Source organism: Pantoea sp. Tr-811, from assembly GCF_011752535.1.
Taxonomy (GTDB): Bacteria; Pseudomonadota; Gammaproteobacteria; order Pseudomonadales; family Pseudomonadaceae; genus Aquipseudomonas.
On record NZ_VWXJ01000008.1, the window covers coordinates 194,232 to 214,419 of the forward strand.

The following is a 20,188-nucleotide window of genomic DNA, read 5'->3' on the forward strand; positions in this document are numbered from 1 at the left end:
ATTTATGGGGCTGATTGTCGCAGGGCTGAACTTGCCAGGGAGTGGCTAAAAGTCTAGATCACGCGGGGAAAATTGCAGTAAACGGTGTGTTTAACTTTCTTTGAGATTTTCTTGCGGTGGTAGACCTTGGTCGTAGCCGCAAGTGGCGAGGCGGACGTTTTGCGACCGCCTCGCAGGTGGGTTCACTCTATGGTGAGGTTGTCCAGGATGATGCGGTCACCCCAGCCCCCTTGAAGCCTGATGACCTCAGGTGGTTGGATTTGCAGTTCGACCCGCCCGAAGCGCAGCGGCCCGGTGTCTTCGTCTTCCAGCAGTTGGGTCGTGCGGCCGCTGTGCAATTCAGTTACCGAGCAGGAGGCATCGCACCCCCAGGAAAATGCCACCTTGCGTTTGCCCCCGGCGCCTTCGATTGCATCCACGGGGAAGTCGACGGCAAGGTTCACCTGCAAATAATTGCCAGACAGGTACGGGGTGTCCTGCTTGGCGTCGCTGATCTCTACCTGTGTAGACAGCGCGGTGCTGAACCCGAGCCCGCCGGAAATCACGTCCGCTGCCGGCCCTTTGGGCATGTCCTCGAAGTTTGCGCTGTAGTGCACCACGCCAGCCCCTAGCGCCTGGTCACCTTCCAGGAAGCTGATTACCGTGGTGGCGTCCGCCGTGCGTGGCAGTGCCAGGCGGATGATTGGCAGCACCTGGCCGAACGCCTGATAATAGCGCGCCTGGTCGATTCTGGCCTTGGCCCGGGATTCGACGCTGCGGCTAGGGTAGAAGAACGAATGCAGGGGCAAGGTGGCGCCCTTGCCCGTTTCCCAGGTAGACAACATCAACTCGTTGAAGACCATGCGTGCAGAGGCACTACGGCCCTGATGCGCCTTCAGCGAAGCATCGAACCAGCTTGCCGTAGGCCCCGAGCCTTGGCGAATGTCCCAGCCGCAGATGTTTTCGATGGGCCCTTGCCGGTATTTTTCCAGCCAGGTGGCGGCATCGAAGATACCGAGGTTCTGGCAGGTGTCGGTGTTCGCGACATTTTCCATTGGCCCGCAGCCTTGCAGGGTTGGTCGATTCCACGTCAGCGCGTTGGTTGGAAAGCTGCACAGCACGGCTATGTCTTTGATCTTGCCTTCTGGGATGGCTTGGCCCGGGTACAGGATGAAGCCATTCCAGTCTTCCCAGGTCGAGCTGAAGGTCTGGTCACGCCGCAACCAGGAAAAAGACACGCCGCCCAGTTTGATGGCCCCTGGGCTGGGGTCCCAGGGTTGGAAGGCCGGGTTGGTGTCGGTGGCCCGCAGCAGGATGCCGCTGCACAGGTGCGCCGGCTTGTCGGGGCCCCCGCATTGCGCAGGCGTGGCGTCGTACCACTCCTTCAGTTCCCGGGCCGCCGCGGGCCCTTTGATTGCTAATTGGCCTGGCAGTGTGGGAGAGGCACCTGGCACCGGTTTGATGAGCAGCTGCGCGGGCTGTGCCGGCGTGGCACTGCCCATGCCGGCCGTTTCAGGGAAGCGGGCATCGCAGCCCGCCAGTGCAAGAACCAGTGTGAGCAGGGCTGTGTAGCGCATGATCAGGGCCTCGGTCGATCCGTGGTATGGATTGATTGGCAACGTCATGCAGTCGAACCGCAGGCCTGGTGACGCGCAGGCCCAGTATCGTGAGGCCGGGCGATCGCCCACAACTGGCAGAAATATCAGGTGGGCCAACGCGCAGTGGCGCAAGGCCCCGCCCTAGAGCGCGGGCCAGGGCGTGCTACCGCCGTAGAACACGGCCAGCCAGATGGTGGCGGTGCCGGGCGCGGTCCATTCCACGCGATGCCGACAGTGTGCCGGGATGTCCAGGCAGTCTCCCGGGGCCAGCAGGCGGGTGAAGTCCTCATGCTCCAGGCGCAATGCCGCGCTGCCGCTAAGCAAGGTGATCCATTCACTTTCGGCCTGGTCGTACCAGAAGCCCGGCGGGCTGGCCTGGCCGCTGGAAACGATGCGCTCGATGCGCAGGCCAGGCCGTTGCAGCAGGTCATCGACCCATTCGCCGGTGTTGGGGTCGCAGGGGGGCAGGGCGGTGAGCAGGTTAGTGGCAGTCATTGCAGGGCTCGCTGTAGGAGAGGTCTTTCCACTATGGCCCGGATCGCTCTAAGGCGCGCTTCTTGACCGGCTCCGTGGATTGTAGGACTGTTCCGATTTTGCGGATCGGGGTTCCCATGGACAAGTTCCTGGCGATGAAGATGTTCAGCACCACCGTCGATGCCCGGGGCTTTTCCGCCGCAGCGCGCAAGCTGGGGGTAGCCACCTCTTCGGTCACCCGCCTGGTCGACGCGCTGGAGACCGAGCTGGGTACCACCTTGCTCAACCGCTCCACGCGCCAGGTCAGCCTGACCGAAGCGGGGGCGCGCTACTATGCCCGCACGCGGGAAATCTTCGAAGCGCTCGACGAGGCCGATGCCAGCGTGGCCGACCGTGGCGAGGAGCCGGTGGGCGTGCTGCGCCTGTGCATGCCGGTGGAATTCGGCCGGCGGGTCATCGCTCCGCACCTGGGGGCCTTCCTGGCGCGCCACCCGGCTTTGGAGTTGGACATCGACATGAGCGACCGCCTCGACGACCTGCTCGATGGCCGTTACGACCTGTCGATTCGCCTTGGCGACCCCTCGCCAAACGAGGAACTGGTGTGCCGGCCACTGGGGCGCTTCCAGCGTTGGCTGGTGGCAAGCCCGGCCTACCTGGCCGGGCGCGAAAGCGTGCAGCACCCCGAGCAACTGAGCGACCACGCCTGCCTGCGCTTTCGTTACGGGCAAAAAGCCAAGGCCTGGCGCTTGCGCCGCGGCGAAACCCAGTTGGAACTGGAGGTGACGGGCCCCCTGCGCAGCGCCAACGCCGACCTGCTGCGCGAGGCCACTCTCGCCGGTAGCGGCATCGCCCTGCTGGCCGACTGGCTGGTGCACGAGGATGTGGCTGCCGGGCGCCTGCAGCGGCTGCTGCCCGACTGGCAGGCCAGCCCCGGGGCGGCCAATGACAGCATCAACGCCCTGTATTTGCCCAACCATCGCGGCTCGCGCCGGGTCAGCGCCTTCATCGCCTTTTGCGAAGGCTTGCTGGCACCCTGAGCGCGGCCGTTGCGCCTGGCGCAAAGCCCCGTTGCAGCCGGGCCGGATTCACTCGCCAGGCGCCGCCCGGTAAGGTGCCCGGCATATTCCACCCAATGCCGAGGACCCTCGCATGAATCCCTCCCTTGCCGCCGCCCAGCCTGCCCATGGCGGGCTGAGCCGCACCCTGGTCACGCTGCTGGCATTCTGCTGCGGCGCGATCGTCGCCAATATCTACTACGCCCAACCCATCGTCGGCCTGATCGCCCCGGACCTGGGCTTGTCCCATGAGCACGCCAGCCTGATCGTGTCGTTGACCCAGCTGGGCTACGCCCTGGGCCTGCTGTTGCTGGTGCCGCTGGCCGACCTTGTGGAAAACCGCCGCCTGATGATCGTCACGGCGATGCTGGCCTGTGCCGCGTTGCTGCTGGCAGGCACCAGCCGCAGCGGCCAGGGCCCATTGTTCCTGGGCTATGCCTTGCTGATCGGCTTCAGTTCGGTGGCGGTGCAAATGCTGATTCCGCTGGCGGCGCACCTGGCGCCGGAGCAACAGCGTGGCCGCGTGGTCGGCAACATCATGGGTGGCCTGCTGCTCGGTATCCTGCTGGCGCGGCCACTGTCCAGCCTGGTGGCCGACCACTTCGGCTGGCGCACGGTGTTCATCGGCGCAGCCGTGCTGATGCTGGCGATCATCCTGCTGCTGGCGCAGACCTTGCCGCGCCGGGTGCCAGAGCACAAGGCCAGCTATGCCGGCCTGATGGCGTCGATGGTTGCCCTGTTGCGTCGCTACCCGGTGCTGCGCCAGCGCTCGCTGTACCAGGCGTTGATGTTCGCTGCCTTCAGCCTGTATTGGACGGCCGTGCCGCTGGCCCTGGCCGCTGAACATGGCCTGTCGCAAAGCCAGATCGCCCTGTTCGCCCTGGTGGGCGCGGTGGGCGCCATCGCCGCGCCCATGGCCGGGCGCCTGGCCGATGTCGGCCATGCCCGCGCCGGCTCGCTGCTGGCCCTGGTGCTGGCCCCCGCAGCGCTGCTGATCGGCCTCACCACGCCGGGCTACAGCGTGGTCGGCCTGGGCCTGACCGGTGTGCTGCTGGACTTCGCGGTGCAGATGAACATGGTGATTGGCCAACGCGAGGTGTACGCGCTGGACCCTGCCAGCCGCGGGCGGCTGAACGCGCTGTACATGACCAGCATTTTCCTGGGCGGCGCGCTGGGCTCGGCAGTGGCCAGCGTGGTGTTTGCCCAGTATGACTGGCAAGGTGTGGCGTTGGTCGGCGCTGCCTTGCCGGGCCTGGCGCTGGTGATCTTCCTGGCGGTTTCCCGGCGGGCCTGACAAGGCCCCCGTCGGCGGCAGGGTCAGCGGCCCAGGGGCAGGGCCACGCCAATCACGGCGAACAGGCCGCCGCAGCAGCGATTGAAGCCCTTGCCGCCCTTTGCCAGCCATGGCCGGATGCGAAACGCCAGGCGCGCCAGCAGGTACTCCACCAGGCACTCTACGCTGGCAAAGGTCGCGGCCATGATTGCGAACTGCAGCAACAGCCCCCGCTGCGGGTCGATGAACTGCGGCAGGAACGCCCCATAGAACAGCAGCACCTTGGGGTTGGCCAGGGCCGACAGCAGCCCCTGGCGGAACAGGCCCGCGTTGCCCAGGCGCGCCGTCCGCTCGCTGGCTTCCAGGTGCAGGGCAGGGCTGCGCCACAGCTGAATACCCAGCCACACCAGGTAGGCGCCGCCCACCCATTTGAGCACCGTCAGCACCGAAGCAGACGCCTGCAGCAAGGCGGTCAGGCCAAACATCGCCAGGGCAATGAGTGCACTGAAGCCAAACACCCCGCCAACAATGGTGAACAGCGTGCGGCGTGCGCCATACAGCGCGCCGTGGGTCAGCGCCAGCAGGCTGTTGGGCCCAGGGGTCAGCGACAGGCCGATGCTCGCCAACAGGTAGATGAGCCAGGTATTGAGTGCCATGAAAAGTACCTCGCGAACGTTCAGGGGCTCAGTCTAAGGGACAGTGGTAAAAGTGCAGGGTATGATCTGGACGTTCAATGGTGCTTTCTGGACATCGCCATGCCCGCCGACATCCGCCTGCTGATTCTGCCGTTGCCCGACTTCGCCTTGCTCCCCTTCGGTGCGTTTCTCGACAAGCTGCGTTTTAGCGCCGATGACGAAGACTACAGCCAGCAGCGCTACTGCAGCTGGACCCTCGCCGGGCTGACTGGGGAAGCGGTGCCCTCCAGCAGCGGTGCGGTGCTGCACGTCGAGGCCAATGCACATGAACTCAACCTGGCCGAGTACGACTACCTGGTGCTGTTCGGCAGCCGCAATGCCAGCGCCACTGCCGCCTTGGCACCCGCTTGCCAGCAACTGCTCAAGCGCGCAGCCAAGGCCGGCCTGCAGTTGGTCGCCATCGACAATGCCGCCTTTCTGTTGGCTGCCTGCGGTTTGCTCGACGGGCGCAAGGTGGTGGTGCACTGGCGCCATGAAGCAGAGTTTCGCGCCGCCTTTCCCCAGCTGCAGGTACTGCGCGAGCAGTTGTATTGCATCGACGCGGGGCGCATCACCTGCGCCGGTGGCACGGCCGCCATCGACCTCGCCGTGGCGCTTTTGGCGCAAGCCTGCGGCCGCGCCCGGGCGCTCAAGGGCCTGGCCGATATGTTGGTGGACGAGTCGCGTGACAGCCGCCATGCCCTGCGCTCGCTGGACGCTGATGCCGGGCAGGGGCGCCAGGTGCAGCGGGCGCTGGCGCTGATGCGCCATCACCTGGGGGCGCGCGCGTCCATTGAACAGCTGGCGGCCGAACTGGGCATCAGCCGCCGCCAGCTCGACCGCCAGTTCCAGGCCAGCCACGGCATGACCGCCAAGGCCTGGTGGCAGGAGATGCGCCTGCAGCAGGCCCGTTGGCGGCTGGTCAACTCAAGCCATAGCCTTGCGCAGATCGCCGATGAAGTGGGCCTGGGGGATGCCAGCTACCTGGGCAAGTGCGTGCGCCAGCGCTTTGGCTGCACCGCGTTGGCGCTGCGCAGCCAGGGCGCTTATTGCGGCGTGCCGAACAACCCGGTCCAGTAGATGCCCGCGTCGCTTTTAGGGTCTACGGCGTAGGCGGCGCCCATTTCGCGGTAGTCTGGGTTCATCAGCGTCGCGCAGTGCCCGGGGCTGGCCAGCCAGCCGTCGACCACCTTCTGCGCCGAGTCACGCCCGGCGGCAATGTTCTCGCCAATCTGCTGATACAAGTAGCCGGCAAGTTCGGCGCGGTCGCCCGGCGTGCGCCCGTCCTTGTCGATATGGTCGAAGAAATTCTGGTTGGCCATGGCCCGCGTGTGGTTGGCCGCCACCCCCGCCAGCACCGCGTTCCAGGCCAGCGGCGCGGCCGCGGCGAACGGCTGGCCGCCGCATTGGCGCGGCGCCCTGCGCGCGACATTGATCGCCTGCAGCAGCTTCTGCCCTTCGGCCTGCCAGTCGCCCAGGCGCCCGCTGAGCAGTGGCCGGGCGAGCACGATGCGCCAGTCGCGGCCCTCCTGGCTGACACCGATATCGACGAACTGCGGGTCGAGCACCACCTGGCAGAAGCTTTCCTCGATGGCGTGCATGGCCGCCCGCGCATCACGCGGGCCTGACAAGCTGATGGCCTGAACGTTGACCATCGGGTAGGCCGCACGGCTCATGGCCTGCTGCAGGTCACGGGTGCCTTCCGGCGACAGCGCAAGGCGCGTGTCGCTGTTCAACGGCGGCAGCTCCAGCGAAGCCTCGCCGCCACAGCGCTGGGCCTGGCTACGGTAGACGTTGATCGTATCGATCAGCTGCGCCTCTTCGCCGGTGACGGCCAAGGCTCCGGTCGACAACACCAGGCCCAGCGACAAGGCGGCAACGGATGACAGGACGCGCATGTGGATCTCCCTGTGACTGGCAGCGTCTTGGTATGCGCTGCTCATCCTACACAAGCCAGAGGCGTTTGGCCCGGTCTTGTGCAAAGCAATGAAAACGCCCGCAAAAAGCCTGCGGGCGGTAAAAGAGGGAGTAGACCGGCGAACGTCGGAAAAGTGCGATGGCGCCTCAGCGGGCCAGTGACTGGTTCGGTTTGTAGAACAGGAAATGCTGGGTCTGGGCCGTCTTGCGGTAGGCCTTGGCCCAGTCGGGGTGCACATTGCGGTCGTGGAAGTACAGCGCACCGCCGGTGGTGTCCTTCAGTTGCTGGTTCAGGGCCTTGCGGGCGATTTCCTTGGCCACGTCATAGCGCTGTGGCTCCTCGACCTGGTCGGAGCGCCCATCGCACCACCAGGAAAACTGGCAGGCCTTGTGCTCCACGCCCTGCTTGACCACACCGCAGATGGTGTCGGGGAAGCCGTCATGGCCCAGGCGGTTGAGCACCACGCTGGCCACTGCGCTCATGTCCTCGGAGTCGGCGCCCTTGGCTTCCCAATAGATGGTGCGCGCAAGGCAGGTGATGCTGTCGTCCAGCGGCGCCTGGCCTGCCGGGTCCACCGCCTGTACTTCGCTGGGTGTGATGGTTTCGGCCTTTTTCGGTGGAGGGGCGTCTTCCACCACCTTTTTCTCAAGTTCGTGTGCCTTGTCTTCGGCTACTGCAGCCTTGGCTGTGTCCGCCGCATGAGCAGGCCCAATGACGAGGGCCGCGAAAACAGCAATCAGCATCAGGCACGGGCGCATGGTCGAGCTTCCAAGGGTGGGCTGCTGCTCAGTCTAGCCAAGCGAAAGCATTAACACCAAAGGTAATGTCAAGGCTGCAGCGACGGTTTGCAGGGCGATGATGGTCGCCATCAGCGGCGCATTGCCGCCCATCTGCCGCGCCATCACGTAGGACGAAGAGGCCGTCGGCAACGCCTGGAACAACACCGCCACCACCGCCGCCTGGCCGCCCAGCCCGAGCAGGCGGCACAGGCCCCAGGTGGTCAGCGGCATCACCAGGAACTTGAACGCCGACGCGGCCACCAGCGGCCTTACCTGCTGGCCCAGGCTGGCGCCACCCAGGGCGGCGCCCACGCACAGCAGGCCCAGGGGCAGGGCGGCCTGGCCCAGCGCTTTTACCGTCGGTTCAAGCCCAGCAGGCAGGCCCAGCCCCGTCACCCGCAGCAGCAGGCCGCCGGCGCAGCCAACGATCAGCGGGTTGGCGAAGATCGCTCGCAGCACCGTGGCCGGCGAGCTGTGGCGGGCACTGAAGCGGGCGAACACCAGTACGCAAAGCAGGTTCACCAGCGGCACGATGGAGGCGTTGGCCACTGCCGCCAGGGCAATCCCCGCGCTGCCATACAGCCCGGCAGCCAGGGTGGCGCCGATATAGTTGTTGAAGCGCACACCGCCCTGGAACACCGACGTGAAGTCGGCGCCATCATGGCTGGCAGCGCCTTGGTACAGCACCAGCAACAAGGCGCCGAGCACGGTCGAGAGCATCAGCACACCAACCATGCCCAGCACCGGCACGCCTTCCAGGTTGGCGGTGGCCAGGCCGTGCAGGAACAGGCAGGGCAGCAGCACGTAGTAGCTCAGGCGCTCGGCGCCCGGCCAGAAACTCTCGGCGAGAAAGCCGCGCACGCGCAGGAACGTGCCCAGGGCGATCAGCAGGATGATGGGAAGCAGCGTGGTCAGTAGCAGCGGGAGCATGAAGGTGCGTTCCGAGGTCGGGTACGGCTGAGGTTAACGTGAACGACCGGTTGGTAAAAACGCTGATTTCTGCACTGACCCTTGAGAAAAACTGCAGGGTTTCAGGCATCCAGTGCCGTCTTGAGCACTGCCGTCAGGTGCCGCCGCTGGCTTTTCTCATGCTCCAGCAGCACCACCCGGCGCCTGAGTTGCGGCTGGCCAAAGGGCAGGCAGGTGGCCGGGGGCAGGCGCAGCAGGTCTTCGTCGGACATGGGAATGATCGCCACCCCTAGGCCCATCACCGCCATGCGCGCGAGCGCTTCCTGGCTGTCCAGCTCCATCTGCTCGCTGACCTGCAGGTGCTGGCGGCGCAGTTCCTGTTCGATCTGCCGCCCGGCCCAGGCGCGTTTGTCGAAGCGCAGGAACGGCTGGCTGGCCAGTAACTGCGGCACGCTCTGGCCGCCCAGTTCAGGGCTGGCGATGGCCCAGAAGCGGTCTTCGAACAGTGGGATGTAGCCCAGGCTCTGCGGATAGGGGCTGACCGGCTCGGTGGTGATTGCAGCGTCCAGCTCACCGTCCTCGACCCGCCGCGCCAGCTCCGCCGACATGCCCGAGGCCACGCTGATGTGCAGGTCCGGGTGGTGCGCCTTGATCCACACCAGCGCCTTGGGCAGGCGCCGCGCCAGCACCGTGTGAATCGCCCCCAGGCGCAGCCGGCCACGCAGGCTTGGGCCACTGGCCAGGGCGTCGGCCAGTTCCTCGTAGGCGGCCAGCAGGCTTTCGGCCCGGGCCACGGCCAGTTGCCCCGCCTCGGTCAGCACCACTTGGCGGCGGCTGCGGTCGAACAGGCTGACCTGCAGTTCATCCTCCAGGGTCTTGATGTGCAGGCTCACTGCCGAGGGGGTGAGGCTGAGCAGGTCGGCAGCACGGGCAAAGGTGCCGTGGCGGGCGATGGTCACCAGGGTGCGCAGGGCTTTGAGGGACACGCAGGGCGGCTCCGGGCAGAAGGAAGTGTTTCAGTCTGTGGCCGGATGGAATGGCTGGCAAGCTGCGCAGTCCCACCTGTTACGTGGGGACGACACCCTTCCAGCCAATGCCATGGAGACACCCGATGAAAGCAGTCATTTTTACCACGCTTCTGGCCACCGCCGGCCTTGCCCAGGCCGCGCAGACTGTGGAGCTGAAGCTGGCCGGCGCCGATGGCCCAGGCAAGTCGATCGGCACCGTCAGCATCGAGCAGAATAAATACGGCACATTGCTCACCCCCAACCTCAAGGACCTGCCGCCTGGCATTCACGGCTTCCACCTGCACCAGAACCCCTCCTGCGCGCCTGCCCAGGAAAATGGCAAGGCGGTGCCCGCCGGGGCAGCGGGTGGCCACTGGGACCCGGCTGGCAGCAACGCCCACAAGGGCCCTTATGACGACAGCGGCCACCCTGGGGACTTGCCCGCGCTCTACGTCGCAGCCGATGGCAGGGCCACCTATCCGGTGCTGGCGCCGCGCTTGAAAGCCACCGACTTCAAGGGCCACGCCCTGATGGTGCATGCCGGCGGCGACAACCACAGCGACCACCCCGAAAAGCTCGGCGGCGGCGGGGCCCGCGTGGCCTGCGGGGTGGTCGATTAACCCCTGAGCCTTGCAAAAATCCGGTAGGAGCGAGCGCAGCTCGCGATGCGGTTCCACAGGCAAGTTGATACCTTGAGGCCTGTTGCACCTGGCCGATCGCATCGCGAGCTTTGCTCGCTCCTACAGGGGCTTGCGGTGCGGCTGCTCGGGTTCAACTGCGCAACCAATCCACCAGGCCCAGCACCGTGCTCGTAGTTTCGCGCCCATGGGGCACCACCAGGTAATAGGCCTCCCGCGGCCTCACCACCAGGTCGGTCAACTTCACCAGTTCCCCCGACGCTAGCAGGTGATCGATCATCCGCCCCCAGCCCAGCGCCACCCCGTGCCCGTGCAATGCGGCCTGGATGGTATCGGTGTACAGGTGGCAGCGCAGCCGGTAATTGAGCTTGGGCGGGTGTTCGCCCAGCTCGCGGAACCAGGTGGGCCAGGTCATCCAGCCTTCTGTGGTGGCGTCGGCGTCGAGCAGGTCGGTGCCGTACAGCGCTTGCAGCGAGTCGGGTTCGCCATGGCGTGCCAGCCAGGCGGGCGAGCACACCGGGAAGATCTCTTCCTCGAACAAGTGCAAGGCCTGGCCATCCTTCCAGCGCCCATCGCCATAACGCACCAGCAGGTCGATGTCCGGGTTGCGCAAGTCGCCGGTAAACATCTGCGTGGCCAGGCGCAGGTGCACCTGGGGCATGGCCTCGCGCAGCCCGCTCAGGCGCGGCATCACCCGCAAATGGCTGAAGGTGGCGGTAGTGCTCAGCACCAGTTCCTGCTCGTTGTTGCCCTCGCTGAGCCGGTCGAACACCGTGGCCACCTTCTGCAGCGATTCGGACAACACCGTGAACAGCGCCTGGCCCTCGCTGGTCAGGCGGATGCCCCGGTGCAGCCGCTGGAACAGCTGCACGTTGAGGTTTTCCTCAAGTTGCCTGATCTGTTTGCTGACCGCCGCCTGGGTAACCCCCAGCTCGCGGGCGGCCAGGGTGAAGCTGGCGTGGCGCGCCACCGCTTCGAATTCGAGTAGGGCGGTCATCGAGGGGATGATGCGCCGGTAGCCCTTGTGCGTATTGCCATGTTCTTGTGTTTTCATGCGACGTCCTGGCAAGGCGCGACGCGCTGGTCCGCATCGCGCGGGCACAGTGGCAGAAAAACGGCCGGGGCGATAGGGCCAGGTCGCGCTCAGCCGGGGCTTGGCAACACCGATTGCAAGCGTGCCAGCGCCGAGCCTTCGCGGCCAGCCTCGAACACCTGCACCGTCACCTGGGCCAACCCACCCGGCCCAGCCACGATGCGCTGCTCACAACGCAGCTGCAAGCGCCCCTGGTCGCATGGGTACAGGCGCACGCCCGGGCGCGCGGTGCCCTCCAGGCGCAGCTCGGCCAGGCGGCTTTGCGCCGCCAGCAGGGCCAGCGACTTGTCGCGCAGCAGGCCATTGCCCTGGGTCATCAACCCGGTGGCGCGAACCGCGGCGGCCATGGCCACGGCAATGATGGTCAGGGCCACCAGCACTTCGATCAGGGTAAAGCCACCCTGGCGGCCAGGCAGGTTGCGCACGGTGTTCGCTCGGCACGGAAAAATCCGCAGTCTAGAGCGCTGGGTTGACCCTTTTGCGACGAGAACACCCGAGCTTTTTCAATATCGGTGACATACCGCCTTGCCACAATCGGCCCCCGACTCGAACTCACGCAAGGAATGCCGAGATGCAGATCGCCCGCCGCCGCCCCACAGCCCGCCGCTTGCGCGAGCAAGGCTTCACCCTGATCGAGATCATGGTGGTGGTGGTCATCCTCGGCATCCTCGCGGCCATGGTCGTGCCCAAAGTGCTCGACCGCCCCGACCAGGCCCGCGCCACCGCCGCCCGCCAGGACATCGCCGGGCTGATGCAGGCGCTCAAGCTCTACCGCCTGGACAACGGCAGCTACCCGAACCAGAACCAGGGCCTCAAGGTGCTGGCCGAGAAGCCCGCGCAGGCCAAGGACGGCCAATGGCGTTCCTACCTCGACCGCCTGCCCAACGACCCCTGGGGCCGCCCTTACCAGTACCTGAACCCCGGTGCGAACGGCGAGATCGACGTGTTCTCCCTCGGCGCCGACGGCCAGGCTGGCGGCGAAGGGGTGAACAGTGACATCGGTTCCTGGCAGCTTTGACCGGCCATGGCCAAGGCACGGCAAGGCGGCATGGCCGTCATCAGCGCCTTGCTGATCGCCGCCGTGGTGGCGGTGATCGCCGGCGGCATGATCGAGCGCCAGGGCCTGTTCACCCAGCAGGTGGAAAACCGCCAGTTGGCGTTGCAGGGCCAGTGGGCCCTGGAAGGCGGCCTGCAGGGTGGGCGAGCGCTGTTGCGCGAGCAACGCCAGCGCGACCGGCTGGTGCGCAACGGCCAGCCCTGGAGCCAGCCGCAGCCACTGGCGGCCGGCCTTGAAGGGCGCCTTGAAGACGAGCAGGGCAAGTTCAACCTGCGCAACCTGGTGATCGAGGGGCAGGTCAATGAGCCCGCCGTCGCCACCTTGCGCCGCCTGTGCGGCTTGATTGGCCTCGAAGAGCACCTTGCCACTGCCATCATCGAGCGGGTGGTCGGCAGTTATCCGCAGCGCCCAGCGCAGCCCGAAAATGCCGCCGCGCAGGGCCTTGAAAGCGGCCGCCTGACCAGCCCGGCCAGCGCCGCCGCGCCGCGCCCGGCCAAGTACCCGATGCTGCGCGACCTGGCCCCGCTGGCTTCGCTCAAGGGCATGCGCAGCGACGATTTCCAGCGCCTGCGCCGCGTCGTCACCGTGCTGCCGGCGCTGACCTGGGTCAACGGCAATACCGCCAGCGCCGAAGTGCTCGCCGCCCAGGTGCCGGGCCTGTCGCTGCAGCAGGCCGCCACACTGGTGGCCGAGCGCGACAGCGGCCACTGGTTCATCAACCGCGGCGATTTCGTCAACCGCCTGCGCATGCCGCAGCTGGTCGACAGCACCGTGCAAGTCGGCATCGACAGCGACTGGTTCCGCTGGCATGGCCAGGCGCGCCAGGGCAGCCGGGTGCTGCGCATGGAGGCGCTGTTGCGCCAGCACGAGGGCCAGTTGCCAGACGTGATCTGGACGAGGGTGGGCGCATGAGCAACGTACTGGACATCCAACTGCCGCCACTGGCTGCGCTCACGCCACAGTCAGCGCTGAGCTACCGCCTTGCCGACCGCCAGGGCAAGCCGTTGGCCGAGGGCAGCGCCAGCCGCGCCCAGCTCCCTGCAGCCTGCAAGGGCGCCACGTGGCGCCTGCACCTGCATGGCGATGACAGCCTGGCGCTGGCCATCGCGCTGCCGCCGTTAACGGGCAAGCGCCTGGACGCGGCCGTGCAGTGCGCGGTGCAGGGCCTGGTGCTGGGCGATGCCAGCAAACTGCACGTGGCCCACGGGGCGCGCCAGGCCGATGGCCGGGTGGCGGTGGCGTGGCTGGGGCGGCGCGAACTGGAAGCCCTGCAGGGCTGGTTGCAGGGCGAGCGGGCCAAGCTCGGCGGGCTGTTCCCACAACCCGCCGATGGCTTGCCCGGCGTCGACCTCAGCGCTGGCTTGCGCGGGCCATCCCAGCGCTTGGCCTGGGCGCCGGTGGCGGCAGTCTGGGCCGGCGCGCTGCTGGTCTGGTGCCTGGGGCTGAATGTGTACGCAGCCCGTGTCGCCAGCGAAGGTGAACAGTTGCGCCAGGCCATGGTCACCCGGGTGCAGCAGGCGTTCCCGCAGTTGCCGGTGGTGCTCAACCCGCTGCAGCAGGCGCGCCAGCAAGTGCAGGCCGGGCAGGGCGGGGAGGGCTATGCCCGCCTGCTGGGCGCCGCCGTGCAGAGCATGCCGTTCCTGGCCGGCAACGTGGCGGCCCTGGACTATCAGGACGGTGCCCTGCGCATCACCACCGCCTCGCCGGTCAAGGCCGCCGAAGGCTGGCAGGCGCAGTTGGCCGAACAGGGCATTCACGCCGACATCGCAGAAAACGGCTGGACCCTGCGTTCGGGGCCGGCACCCGAGGCCACCGCACAACAGGAGTTGGCCCATGTCGACTAAAGCGCGCCTGGCCCAGTTGCAGCAACGCTGGCAAGCCCTGGCCCCCCGCGAACGGCGGGCCTTGCTGCTCGCCGCTGGCCTGTTGAGCCTGTTGTTCTGCTGGCAGGTGCTGATCGCCCCGGCCATGGCCCGGCTCGACCATTGGGCCGTCGAAACCCCCAAGCTGCGCGGCCAGGCCCAAGCGCTCGATGCGCTGCTTGGCCAGCGCCCGGCGCAGTTGGACCTTCAGGTGCTGCAGCAAAGCCTCGACCAGGCCGGCCTGCCATCGACGCTGCACGAGGAGGCCCCCGGCCAATGGATCCTCGCCTGGCAACAGGCCCCGGCCGAGGCCGCCATGGCCTGGCTGCAGCAGGCACCGGCCAGCCTCGGCGTCACCATCAGCCAGCTGCATGTGCGCCGCGACCCTGCAGCCAGCCGCAGCGCCGCCACTTTTTCAGGAACGCTTCGCATGGAACAGGCGCCCGCCGCTAAGGACCCTTCATGATGTACACCGGATCGCCACGCCCGAACGCCCGCCTGCTGCCCTTTGCGCCCTTGGCGCTGGCACTGGCCTTGAGCGCGTGCGCCACACCGCCACCGGCCAGCACGCCGATGGCCAGCAGCGAGCTGGGCAAACCGCTGGCCTACACCAGCCCGTCGCCCACCGCGCTGGACCGCCAGGCCCAGGCCTCGGCCAGCGCCCGCCCCGCCACCCGCAGCACACCGCCGCGGGTTGGCCAGCGCCATAGCCAGGGCAGTGCTGCGCCGGCCGCAGCCAACCCGCTGGGCGACCAGCCGGTACAACTGAATTTCGTCGATGCCGATATCCAGGCCGTGGTGCGCGGCCTGTCCCGCGCCACCGGCCGGCAGTTCCTGGTCGACCCACGGGTCAAGGGCCAGCTGACCCTGGTGTCCGAAGGCCAGGTGCCGGCCCGCCAGGCCTACGCCATGCTGCTCGGTGCCTTGCGCATGCAAGGCTTCAGCGTGGTCGATGTCGGCGGTGTCAGCCAAGTGGTGCCCCAGGCCGACGCCAAGTTGCTTGGCGGCGCGCTGGTGACGAGCGACCGCGATGCAGGCAACGGCATGGTCACCCGTACCTTCCGCCTGCAGTATGAGAACGCGGTCAACCTGATTCCGGTGCTGCGCCCGATCGTCTCCCCCGACAACCCGATCAACGCCTACCCCGGCAACAACACTATCGTGGTCACCGACTACGCCGAAAACCTCGAACGGGTGGCGCAGATCCTCGACCGCGTCGACACCCCCAGCGCCATCGACACCGACGTGGTGCCGATCCAGAACGGCATCGCCAGCGACGTGGCCAGCATGGTCAGCGAACTGCTCGACAGCCAGGGCGCCGACCCTACCCAGAAGATCAGCGTGCTCGGCGACCCGCGTTCCAACAGCGTGGTGATTCGCGCCTCCAGCCCCGAGCGCACCCAGCTGGCCCGTGACCTGATCTTCAAGCTCGACAACGCCCAGAGCAACCCCGGCAACCTGCACGTGGTGTACCTGCGCAACGCCCAGGCCGACAAGCTTGCCCAGAGCCTGCGCGGGCTGCTGACCGGCGAAAGCGACAGCGGCCAGAACGACCAGGCACGGGCGATGCTCAGCGGTGGCGGCATGCTCTCGGGCAACAATGCCAACACCGGTAGCAGTACCAGCAGCAGCCAGAGCAGCAGCACCAGCAACTCCAGCGGCGGTATCACCCGCGCCAGCAACAACCTGGGCGCTGGCGCCACCCCCAATGGCTATGGCAACAACCTGGCCCAGGGCGAACAGGGCAGTGCCTTCTCCGCCGGTGGCGCCACCATCCAGGCCGACAAAACCACCAACACCCTGCTGATTTCCGCCCCCGAGCCGCTGTACCGCAGCCTGCGCGAGGTGATCGACCAGCTCGACCAGCGCCGCGCCCAGGTGGTGGTGGAAAGCTTGATCGTCGAAGTCGGCGAGGACCAGGCCAACGAGTTCGGCATCCAGTGGCAGGCCGGCAACCTCGGTGGCAACGGTGCGTTCGGCGGTGCCAACCTCGGCGGCAGCGGGTTGACCAGTGGTGCCAGCAGCATCGACGTGCTGCCCAAGGGGCTGTCGGTGGGCGTGGTCGATGGCACGGTGAACATTCCCGGCATCGGCGAAGTGCTCGACCTGAAAGTGCTCGCCCACGCCCTCAAGAGCAAAGGCGGCAGCAACGTGCTGTCGACGCCCAACCTGCTGACCCTGGACAACGAGATGGCCAGCATCTTCGTCGGCCAGACCATCCCCTTCGTCAGCGGCCAGTACGTCACCGATGGCGGTGGCAACAGCAACAACCCGTTCCAGACCATCCAGCGCGAGGAAGTGGGCCTGCGCCTGAACGTGCGCCCGCAGATTTCCGAGGGCGGCACGGTCAAGCTCGATGTCTACCAGGAAGTCAGCAGTGTCGACGAGCGCGCCTCCAGCACCGCCGGCACGGTCACCAACAAGCGCGCCATCGACACCAGCATCCTGCTCGACGACGGCCAGATCATGGTGCTTGGCGGGCTGCTGCAGGACGGCTACAGCCAGACCAACGAAGGCATCCCATGGCTTTCCAGCCTGCCGGGTGTGGGCGCGCTGTTTCGCAGTGAGCGCCGCGCCATCAACAAGACCAACCTGATGGTGTTCCTGCGCCCGTACATCATCCGCGACGCCAGCGTCGGTCGCACCATTACCCGCAACCGCTACGACTTCATCCGCCGCGTCCAGGGCAACCTCAAGCCCGACCACAACTGGGCCCTGCCGGACATGGACATGCCGTTGTTGCCGCCGGTGGAGCAGGGCGTGCCGCCCCAGGGCCGGGCTGACACCAGCGCCCCGCGCGCGGCAATTCGCGCCGTGCCGGTCAGCGAGGTCAACCGGTGAGCCGCCTGCCCTACGCCTGGGCCAAGGCCCAGCGCCTGGTGCTGCGCAGCGAAGCCGAGCAGGCCGTGCTCGCCCACTGCCCGTCGAGCCCGGCCTGGGCCCTGGCCGAAGTGCGCCGGCAGTTCGGCACGGTCACCTGCCAGCCGCTGAGCGATGCGCAGATGGACCAGTTGCTGGTCAGCGCCTACGCCGACACCGGCAGTGCTGCCGCCGTGGTCGGCGCTGCCGAGAGCGAGGTGGACCTCGACCGCCTGTTGCAGGACATCCCCGAGGTCACCGACCTGCTCGAAGCCCAGGACGACGCGCCCGTCATCCGCATGATCAACGCCTTGCTCACCCAGGCCGCACGCGACCAGGCCAGTGATATCCATATCGAACCGTTCGAAAGCCACTGCCTGGTGCGCTACCGGGTCGACGGCACCCTGCGCGACGTGGTTTCACCGCGCAAGGCGCTGCATGGCGCGCTGGTGTCGCGGATCAAGATCATGGCCCAGCTCGATATCGCCGAAAAGCGCCTGCCCCAGGACGGCCGCATTGCCCTGCGCGTGGCCGGACGGCCAATCGACATTCGCGTCTCCACCGTGCCCACCGGGCACGGCGAGCGGGTGGTGATGCGCCTGCTCGACAAGCAGGCCGGGCGCCTGCGCCTGGAAGCCCTGGGCATGGACGCCACCTTGCTGGCGCGGCTGGACGGCCTGATCCGCCAGCCCCATGGCATCGTGCTGGTCACCGGCCCCACCGGCTCGGGCAAAACCACCAGCCTGTACGCCGCCCTGGCCCGCTTGGACGCCAGCGTCAGCAACATCCTCACCGTCGAGGACCCGGTCGAGTACGACCTGCCGGGCATCAGCCAGATCCAGGTCAACTCACGCATCGACATGAGTTTCGCCGTGGCCCTGCGGGCAATCCTGCGCCAGGACCCGGACGTGATCATGATTGGTGAAATCCGCGACCTGGAAACCGCCCAGATCGCCGTTCAAGCGTCGCTCACCGGCCACTTGGTGCTGGCCACGTTGCACACCAACGACGCAGTGTCGGCGGTCAACCGCCTGGTCGACATGGGCGTGGAGCCGTTCCTGCTGGCCTCGGCGCTGCTTGGCGTGCTAGCCCAGCGCCTAGTGCGGCGCCTGTGTACCCATTGCCGCGAACCCGACCCGGCCGCGCCGGGCCAGTACCGGGCAGTGGGCTGCGAGCACTGCAACCAGTGCGGCTACAGTGGCCGTACCGGCATTCACGAACTGTTCTGCGTCGATGACCAGGTGCGCAGCCTGGTGCACCAGGGCGCCGACGAGCAGGCCCTGCGCGCCGCCGCCCGCCAGGCCGGCATGCTCAGCATGCGCGAGGATGGCCAGCGTTGGGTCGACAGCGGCAGCACCTGCCTGGAAGAAATCCTGCGCGTAACACGGGACGCCTGATGAACCGCTACCGCTATGAAGCCGCCGACGCCCAAGGGCGCATCGTCAATGGCCTGCTCGAAGCCGACAGCAGCGCGGCGGCCATGGGCCAACTGCGCAGCCTGGGCCTCACCGCGCTGGCGGTCGAAGCCCAGGCGGCCGCCGGGCAGGGCGCCGGGCTGTTCAGCCCAAAACTCTCCGACGGCGACCTGGCCTGGGCCACCCGCCAACTGGCCAGCCTGCTCGCGGCCGGCCTGCCCCTGGAAGCGGCACTCGGCGCCACCCTGGAACAGGCCGAGCGCAAGCACATTGCCCAGGTGCTGGGCGCCGTGCGTGGCGATGTGCGCAGCGGCATGCGCCTGGCCGATGCCCTGGCCGAGCGCCCGCGCGACTTCCCCGACATCTACCGGGCGCTGGTGGCGGCGGGGGAGGAGTCCGGCGACCTGGCCCAGGTGATGGAGCGTCTGGCCGACTACATCGAAGAGCGCAACACCCTGCGCGGCAAGATCCTCACGGCGTTCATCTACCCCGGCGTGGTCGGCCTGGTGTCGATCGGCATCGTCATCTTCCTGCTCAGCTACGTGGTGCCGCAGGTGGTCAGCGCCTTCACCCAGGCCCGCCAGGACCTGCCCGGGCTAACCCTGGCGATGCTCTCGGCCAGCGACTTCGTGCGCGAATGGGGGGTAGTGTGCTTCGCGCTCATGGCCGCAGCCCTGTGGGGGTGGCGGGTGTGGCTACGGGCACCGGCCGCACGCTTGGCGTGGCATTCACGGGTGTTGCGCCTGCCGCTGTTCGGGCGCTTCGTGCTGGGCCTGAACACCGCCCGTTTCGCCTCCACCCTGGCGATTCTCGGCAGCGCCGGCGTGCCGCTGTTGCGAGCCCTGGAAGCCGCCCGGCAAACCCTGGGCAACGACCGCCTCGACCAATGCGTGAACGAAGCCACCGCCCGCGTGCGCGAAGGTGTGGGCCTGGCATCGGCGCTGGCGGTGGAAAAGGTCTTCCCGCCGTTGCTCATTCACCTGATCGCCAGCGGCGAGAAAACCGGCAACCTGCCGCCGATGCTCGACCGCGCCGCCGACAGCCTGGCCAAGGACATCGAACGCCGCGCCATGGGCATGACCGCGCTGCTCGAACCGTTGATGATCGTGGTCATGGGCGCCGTGGTGCTGCTGATCGTGATGGCCGTGCTGATGCCGATCATCGAGATCAACCAGCTGGTGCAATAAAGCCCGGAAAAAAACTGGCCCGAAACAAATGTAGGAGCAGGCTTGCCTGCGATGCGCCGCGCGGGCGGCGCTCGATTTCGTAGGCGCTGAAAATATGGTGGCGAGCACTCAGAGGCACTCAAAAAATCGCTTGTCATACCCCTGGTTCATCACCTCATTTGCCCCGCCCGAACGCCTGAAGCAGCGGGTCAGGGCTGCCATGCGCCTGCCTTAAGAGGTGTTGCGCCTATGAAATCGAGCGCCGCCCGCGCGGCGCTTCGCGGGGCAAGTCGGATCGCCGCACCGCCGCTCCTACATTTGTTTCGGGCCAATATTCATGTGTCCACCGCGCGCGGCCCCTTGGTGCCTGTCTCGATATCGAGGTGCATGAAAGAGGCAGATGCACGCGAAGAGGCAGGCTTAGCCGCTCCA

20 protein-coding genes are annotated in these 20,188 nt (G+C 67.2%); 11 read left to right on the plus strand and 9 right to left on the minus strand.

Annotated elements, in window-relative coordinates:
- Positions 1-182: 182 nt before the first annotated feature.
- Positions 183-1,604 carry a hypothetical protein gene (locus tag F3J44_RS14385; protein WP_167273462.1) on the minus strand — a complete coding sequence of 474 codons (1,422 nt, stop codon included), beginning with the start codon at positions 1,602-1,604 and terminating at the stop codon, positions 183-185.
- 114 nt (positions 1,605-1,718) lie between these two features.
- On the minus strand, positions 1,719-2,072 hold the full coding sequence (locus tag F3J44_RS14390; RefSeq protein WP_167057142.1) for a cupin domain-containing protein: 354 nt from the start codon (positions 2,070-2,072) through the stop codon (positions 1,719-1,721).
- A gap of 116 nt (positions 2,073-2,188) precedes the next feature.
- Between F3J44_RS14390 and F3J44_RS14395 the strand changes: the two genes are divergently transcribed.
- Positions 2,189-3,088, plus strand: a complete 900-nt coding sequence (locus tag F3J44_RS14395; protein ID WP_167273466.1) for a LysR family transcriptional regulator — start codon at positions 2,189-2,191, stop codon at positions 3,086-3,088.
- A gap of 112 nt (positions 3,089-3,200) precedes the next feature.
- Positions 3,201-4,400 carry an MFS transporter gene (locus F3J44_RS14400; RefSeq protein ID WP_167273469.1) on the plus strand — a complete coding sequence of 400 codons (1,200 nt, stop codon included), beginning with the start codon at positions 3,201-3,203 and terminating at the stop codon, positions 4,398-4,400.
- A 23-nt stretch (positions 4,401-4,423) separates the two neighbouring features.
- Here the strand turns inward: F3J44_RS14400 and F3J44_RS14405 are convergent, their stop codons facing one another.
- Entirely contained in the window at positions 4,424-5,035 is a 612-nt protein-coding gene (locus tag F3J44_RS14405; protein WP_167273472.1) for a LysE family translocator, read from the minus strand.
- A gap of 99 nt (positions 5,036-5,134) precedes the next feature.
- On the opposite strand from F3J44_RS14405, the gene F3J44_RS14410 reads away from it, so the two are divergent.
- Positions 5,135-6,133 (plus strand): GlxA family transcriptional regulator, encoded by a 999-nt coding sequence (locus tag F3J44_RS14410; protein WP_167273474.1) that lies wholly within the window; start codon positions 5,135-5,137, stop codon positions 6,131-6,133.
- Here F3J44_RS14410 and F3J44_RS14415 read toward each other — a convergent pair.
- The 4 genes from F3J44_RS14415 to F3J44_RS14430 form a co-directional block, all read right to left on the minus strand.
- Entirely contained in the window at positions 6,100-6,951 is an 852-nt protein-coding gene (locus F3J44_RS14415) for a CAP domain-containing protein (RefSeq protein WP_167057128.1), read from the minus strand. The genes F3J44_RS14410 and F3J44_RS14415 overlap by 34 nt on opposite strands.
- Positions 6,952-7,117: 166 nt before the next feature.
- Positions 7,118-7,606: a cell wall hydrolase gene (locus F3J44_RS14420; protein ID WP_205299885.1), complete on the minus strand. Its 489-nt coding sequence runs from the start codon at positions 7,604-7,606 to the stop codon at positions 7,118-7,120.
- A gap of 156 nt (positions 7,607-7,762) precedes the next feature.
- Positions 7,763-8,680, minus strand: coding sequence for an AEC family transporter (locus tag F3J44_RS14425; protein WP_167273479.1), 918 nt, complete (start codon positions 8,678-8,680; stop codon positions 7,763-7,765).
- A gap of 101 nt (positions 8,681-8,781) precedes the next feature.
- Positions 8,782-9,645 carry a LysR family transcriptional regulator gene (locus tag F3J44_RS14430; RefSeq protein ID WP_167273482.1) on the minus strand — a complete coding sequence of 288 codons (864 nt, stop codon included), beginning with the start codon at positions 9,643-9,645 and terminating at the stop codon, positions 8,782-8,784.
- Between the two features lie 125 nt (positions 9,646-9,770).
- Here F3J44_RS14430 and sodC point away from each other — a divergent pair, with 125 nt between their 5' ends.
- On the plus strand, positions 9,771-10,286 hold the full coding sequence (sodC, locus tag F3J44_RS14435) for a superoxide dismutase family protein (protein WP_167273486.1): 516 nt from the start codon (positions 9,771-9,773) through the stop codon (positions 10,284-10,286).
- Positions 10,287-10,437: 151 nt separating this feature from the next.
- Here the strand turns inward: sodC and F3J44_RS14440 are convergent, their stop codons facing one another.
- Together F3J44_RS14440 and gspI are read right to left on the minus strand one after the other, a co-directional pair.
- The gene (locus tag F3J44_RS14440; protein ID WP_167057112.1) at positions 10,438-11,358 is read right to left on the minus strand and encodes a LysR substrate-binding domain-containing protein; all 921 of its coding nucleotides are present in this window, start codon (positions 11,356-11,358) and stop codon (positions 10,438-10,440) included.
- A gap of 89 nt (positions 11,359-11,447) precedes the next feature.
- A complete protein-coding gene (gene gspI, locus F3J44_RS14445) occupies positions 11,448-11,822 on the minus strand; it encodes a type II secretion system minor pseudopilin GspI (RefSeq protein ID WP_205299886.1) in 375 nt (124 codons plus the stop codon).
- Between the two features lie 146 nt (positions 11,823-11,968).
- On the opposite strand from gspI, the gene gspG reads away from it, so the two are divergent.
- Genes gspG through gspF form a run of 7 tightly spaced genes read left to right on the plus strand, consistent with a single transcriptional unit; the run spans position 11,969 to position 19,777 of the window.
- On the plus strand, positions 11,969-12,415 hold the full coding sequence (gene gspG / locus F3J44_RS14450; RefSeq protein ID WP_167057107.1) for a type II secretion system major pseudopilin GspG: 447 nt from the start codon (positions 11,969-11,971) through the stop codon (positions 12,413-12,415).
- A gap of 6 nt (positions 12,416-12,421) precedes the next feature.
- The gene (gene gspK / locus F3J44_RS14455) at positions 12,422-13,366 is read left to right on the plus strand and encodes a type II secretion system minor pseudopilin GspK (RefSeq protein WP_205299887.1); all 945 of its coding nucleotides are present in this window, start codon (positions 12,422-12,424) and stop codon (positions 13,364-13,366) included.
- A complete protein-coding gene (gene gspL / locus F3J44_RS14460; RefSeq protein ID WP_167273489.1) occupies positions 13,363-14,298 on the plus strand; it encodes a type II secretion system protein GspL in 936 nt (311 codons plus the stop codon). Before gspK ends, gspL begins: the two co-directional genes overlap by 4 nt.
- A complete protein-coding gene (gene gspM / locus F3J44_RS14465; protein WP_167273491.1) occupies positions 14,288-14,782 on the plus strand; it encodes a type II secretion system protein GspM in 495 nt (164 codons plus the stop codon). The genes gspL and gspM overlap by 11 nt, the downstream gene beginning before the upstream one ends.
- On the plus strand, positions 14,779-17,157 hold the full coding sequence (gspD, locus tag F3J44_RS14470; protein ID WP_167273494.1) for a type II secretion system secretin GspD: 2,379 nt from the start codon (positions 14,779-14,781) through the stop codon (positions 17,155-17,157). Before gspM ends, gspD begins: the two co-directional genes overlap by 4 nt.
- A complete protein-coding gene (gene gspE, locus F3J44_RS14475; RefSeq protein WP_167273498.1) occupies positions 17,154-18,572 on the plus strand; it encodes a type II secretion system ATPase GspE in 1,419 nt (472 codons plus the stop codon). The genes gspD and gspE overlap by 4 nt, the downstream gene beginning before the upstream one ends.
- On the plus strand, positions 18,572-19,777 hold the full coding sequence (gene gspF, locus F3J44_RS14480; protein WP_167273500.1) for a type II secretion system inner membrane protein GspF: 1,206 nt from the start codon (positions 18,572-18,574) through the stop codon (positions 19,775-19,777). Before gspE ends, gspF begins: the two co-directional genes overlap by 1 nt.
- Positions 19,778-20,188: the final 411 nt, after the last annotated feature.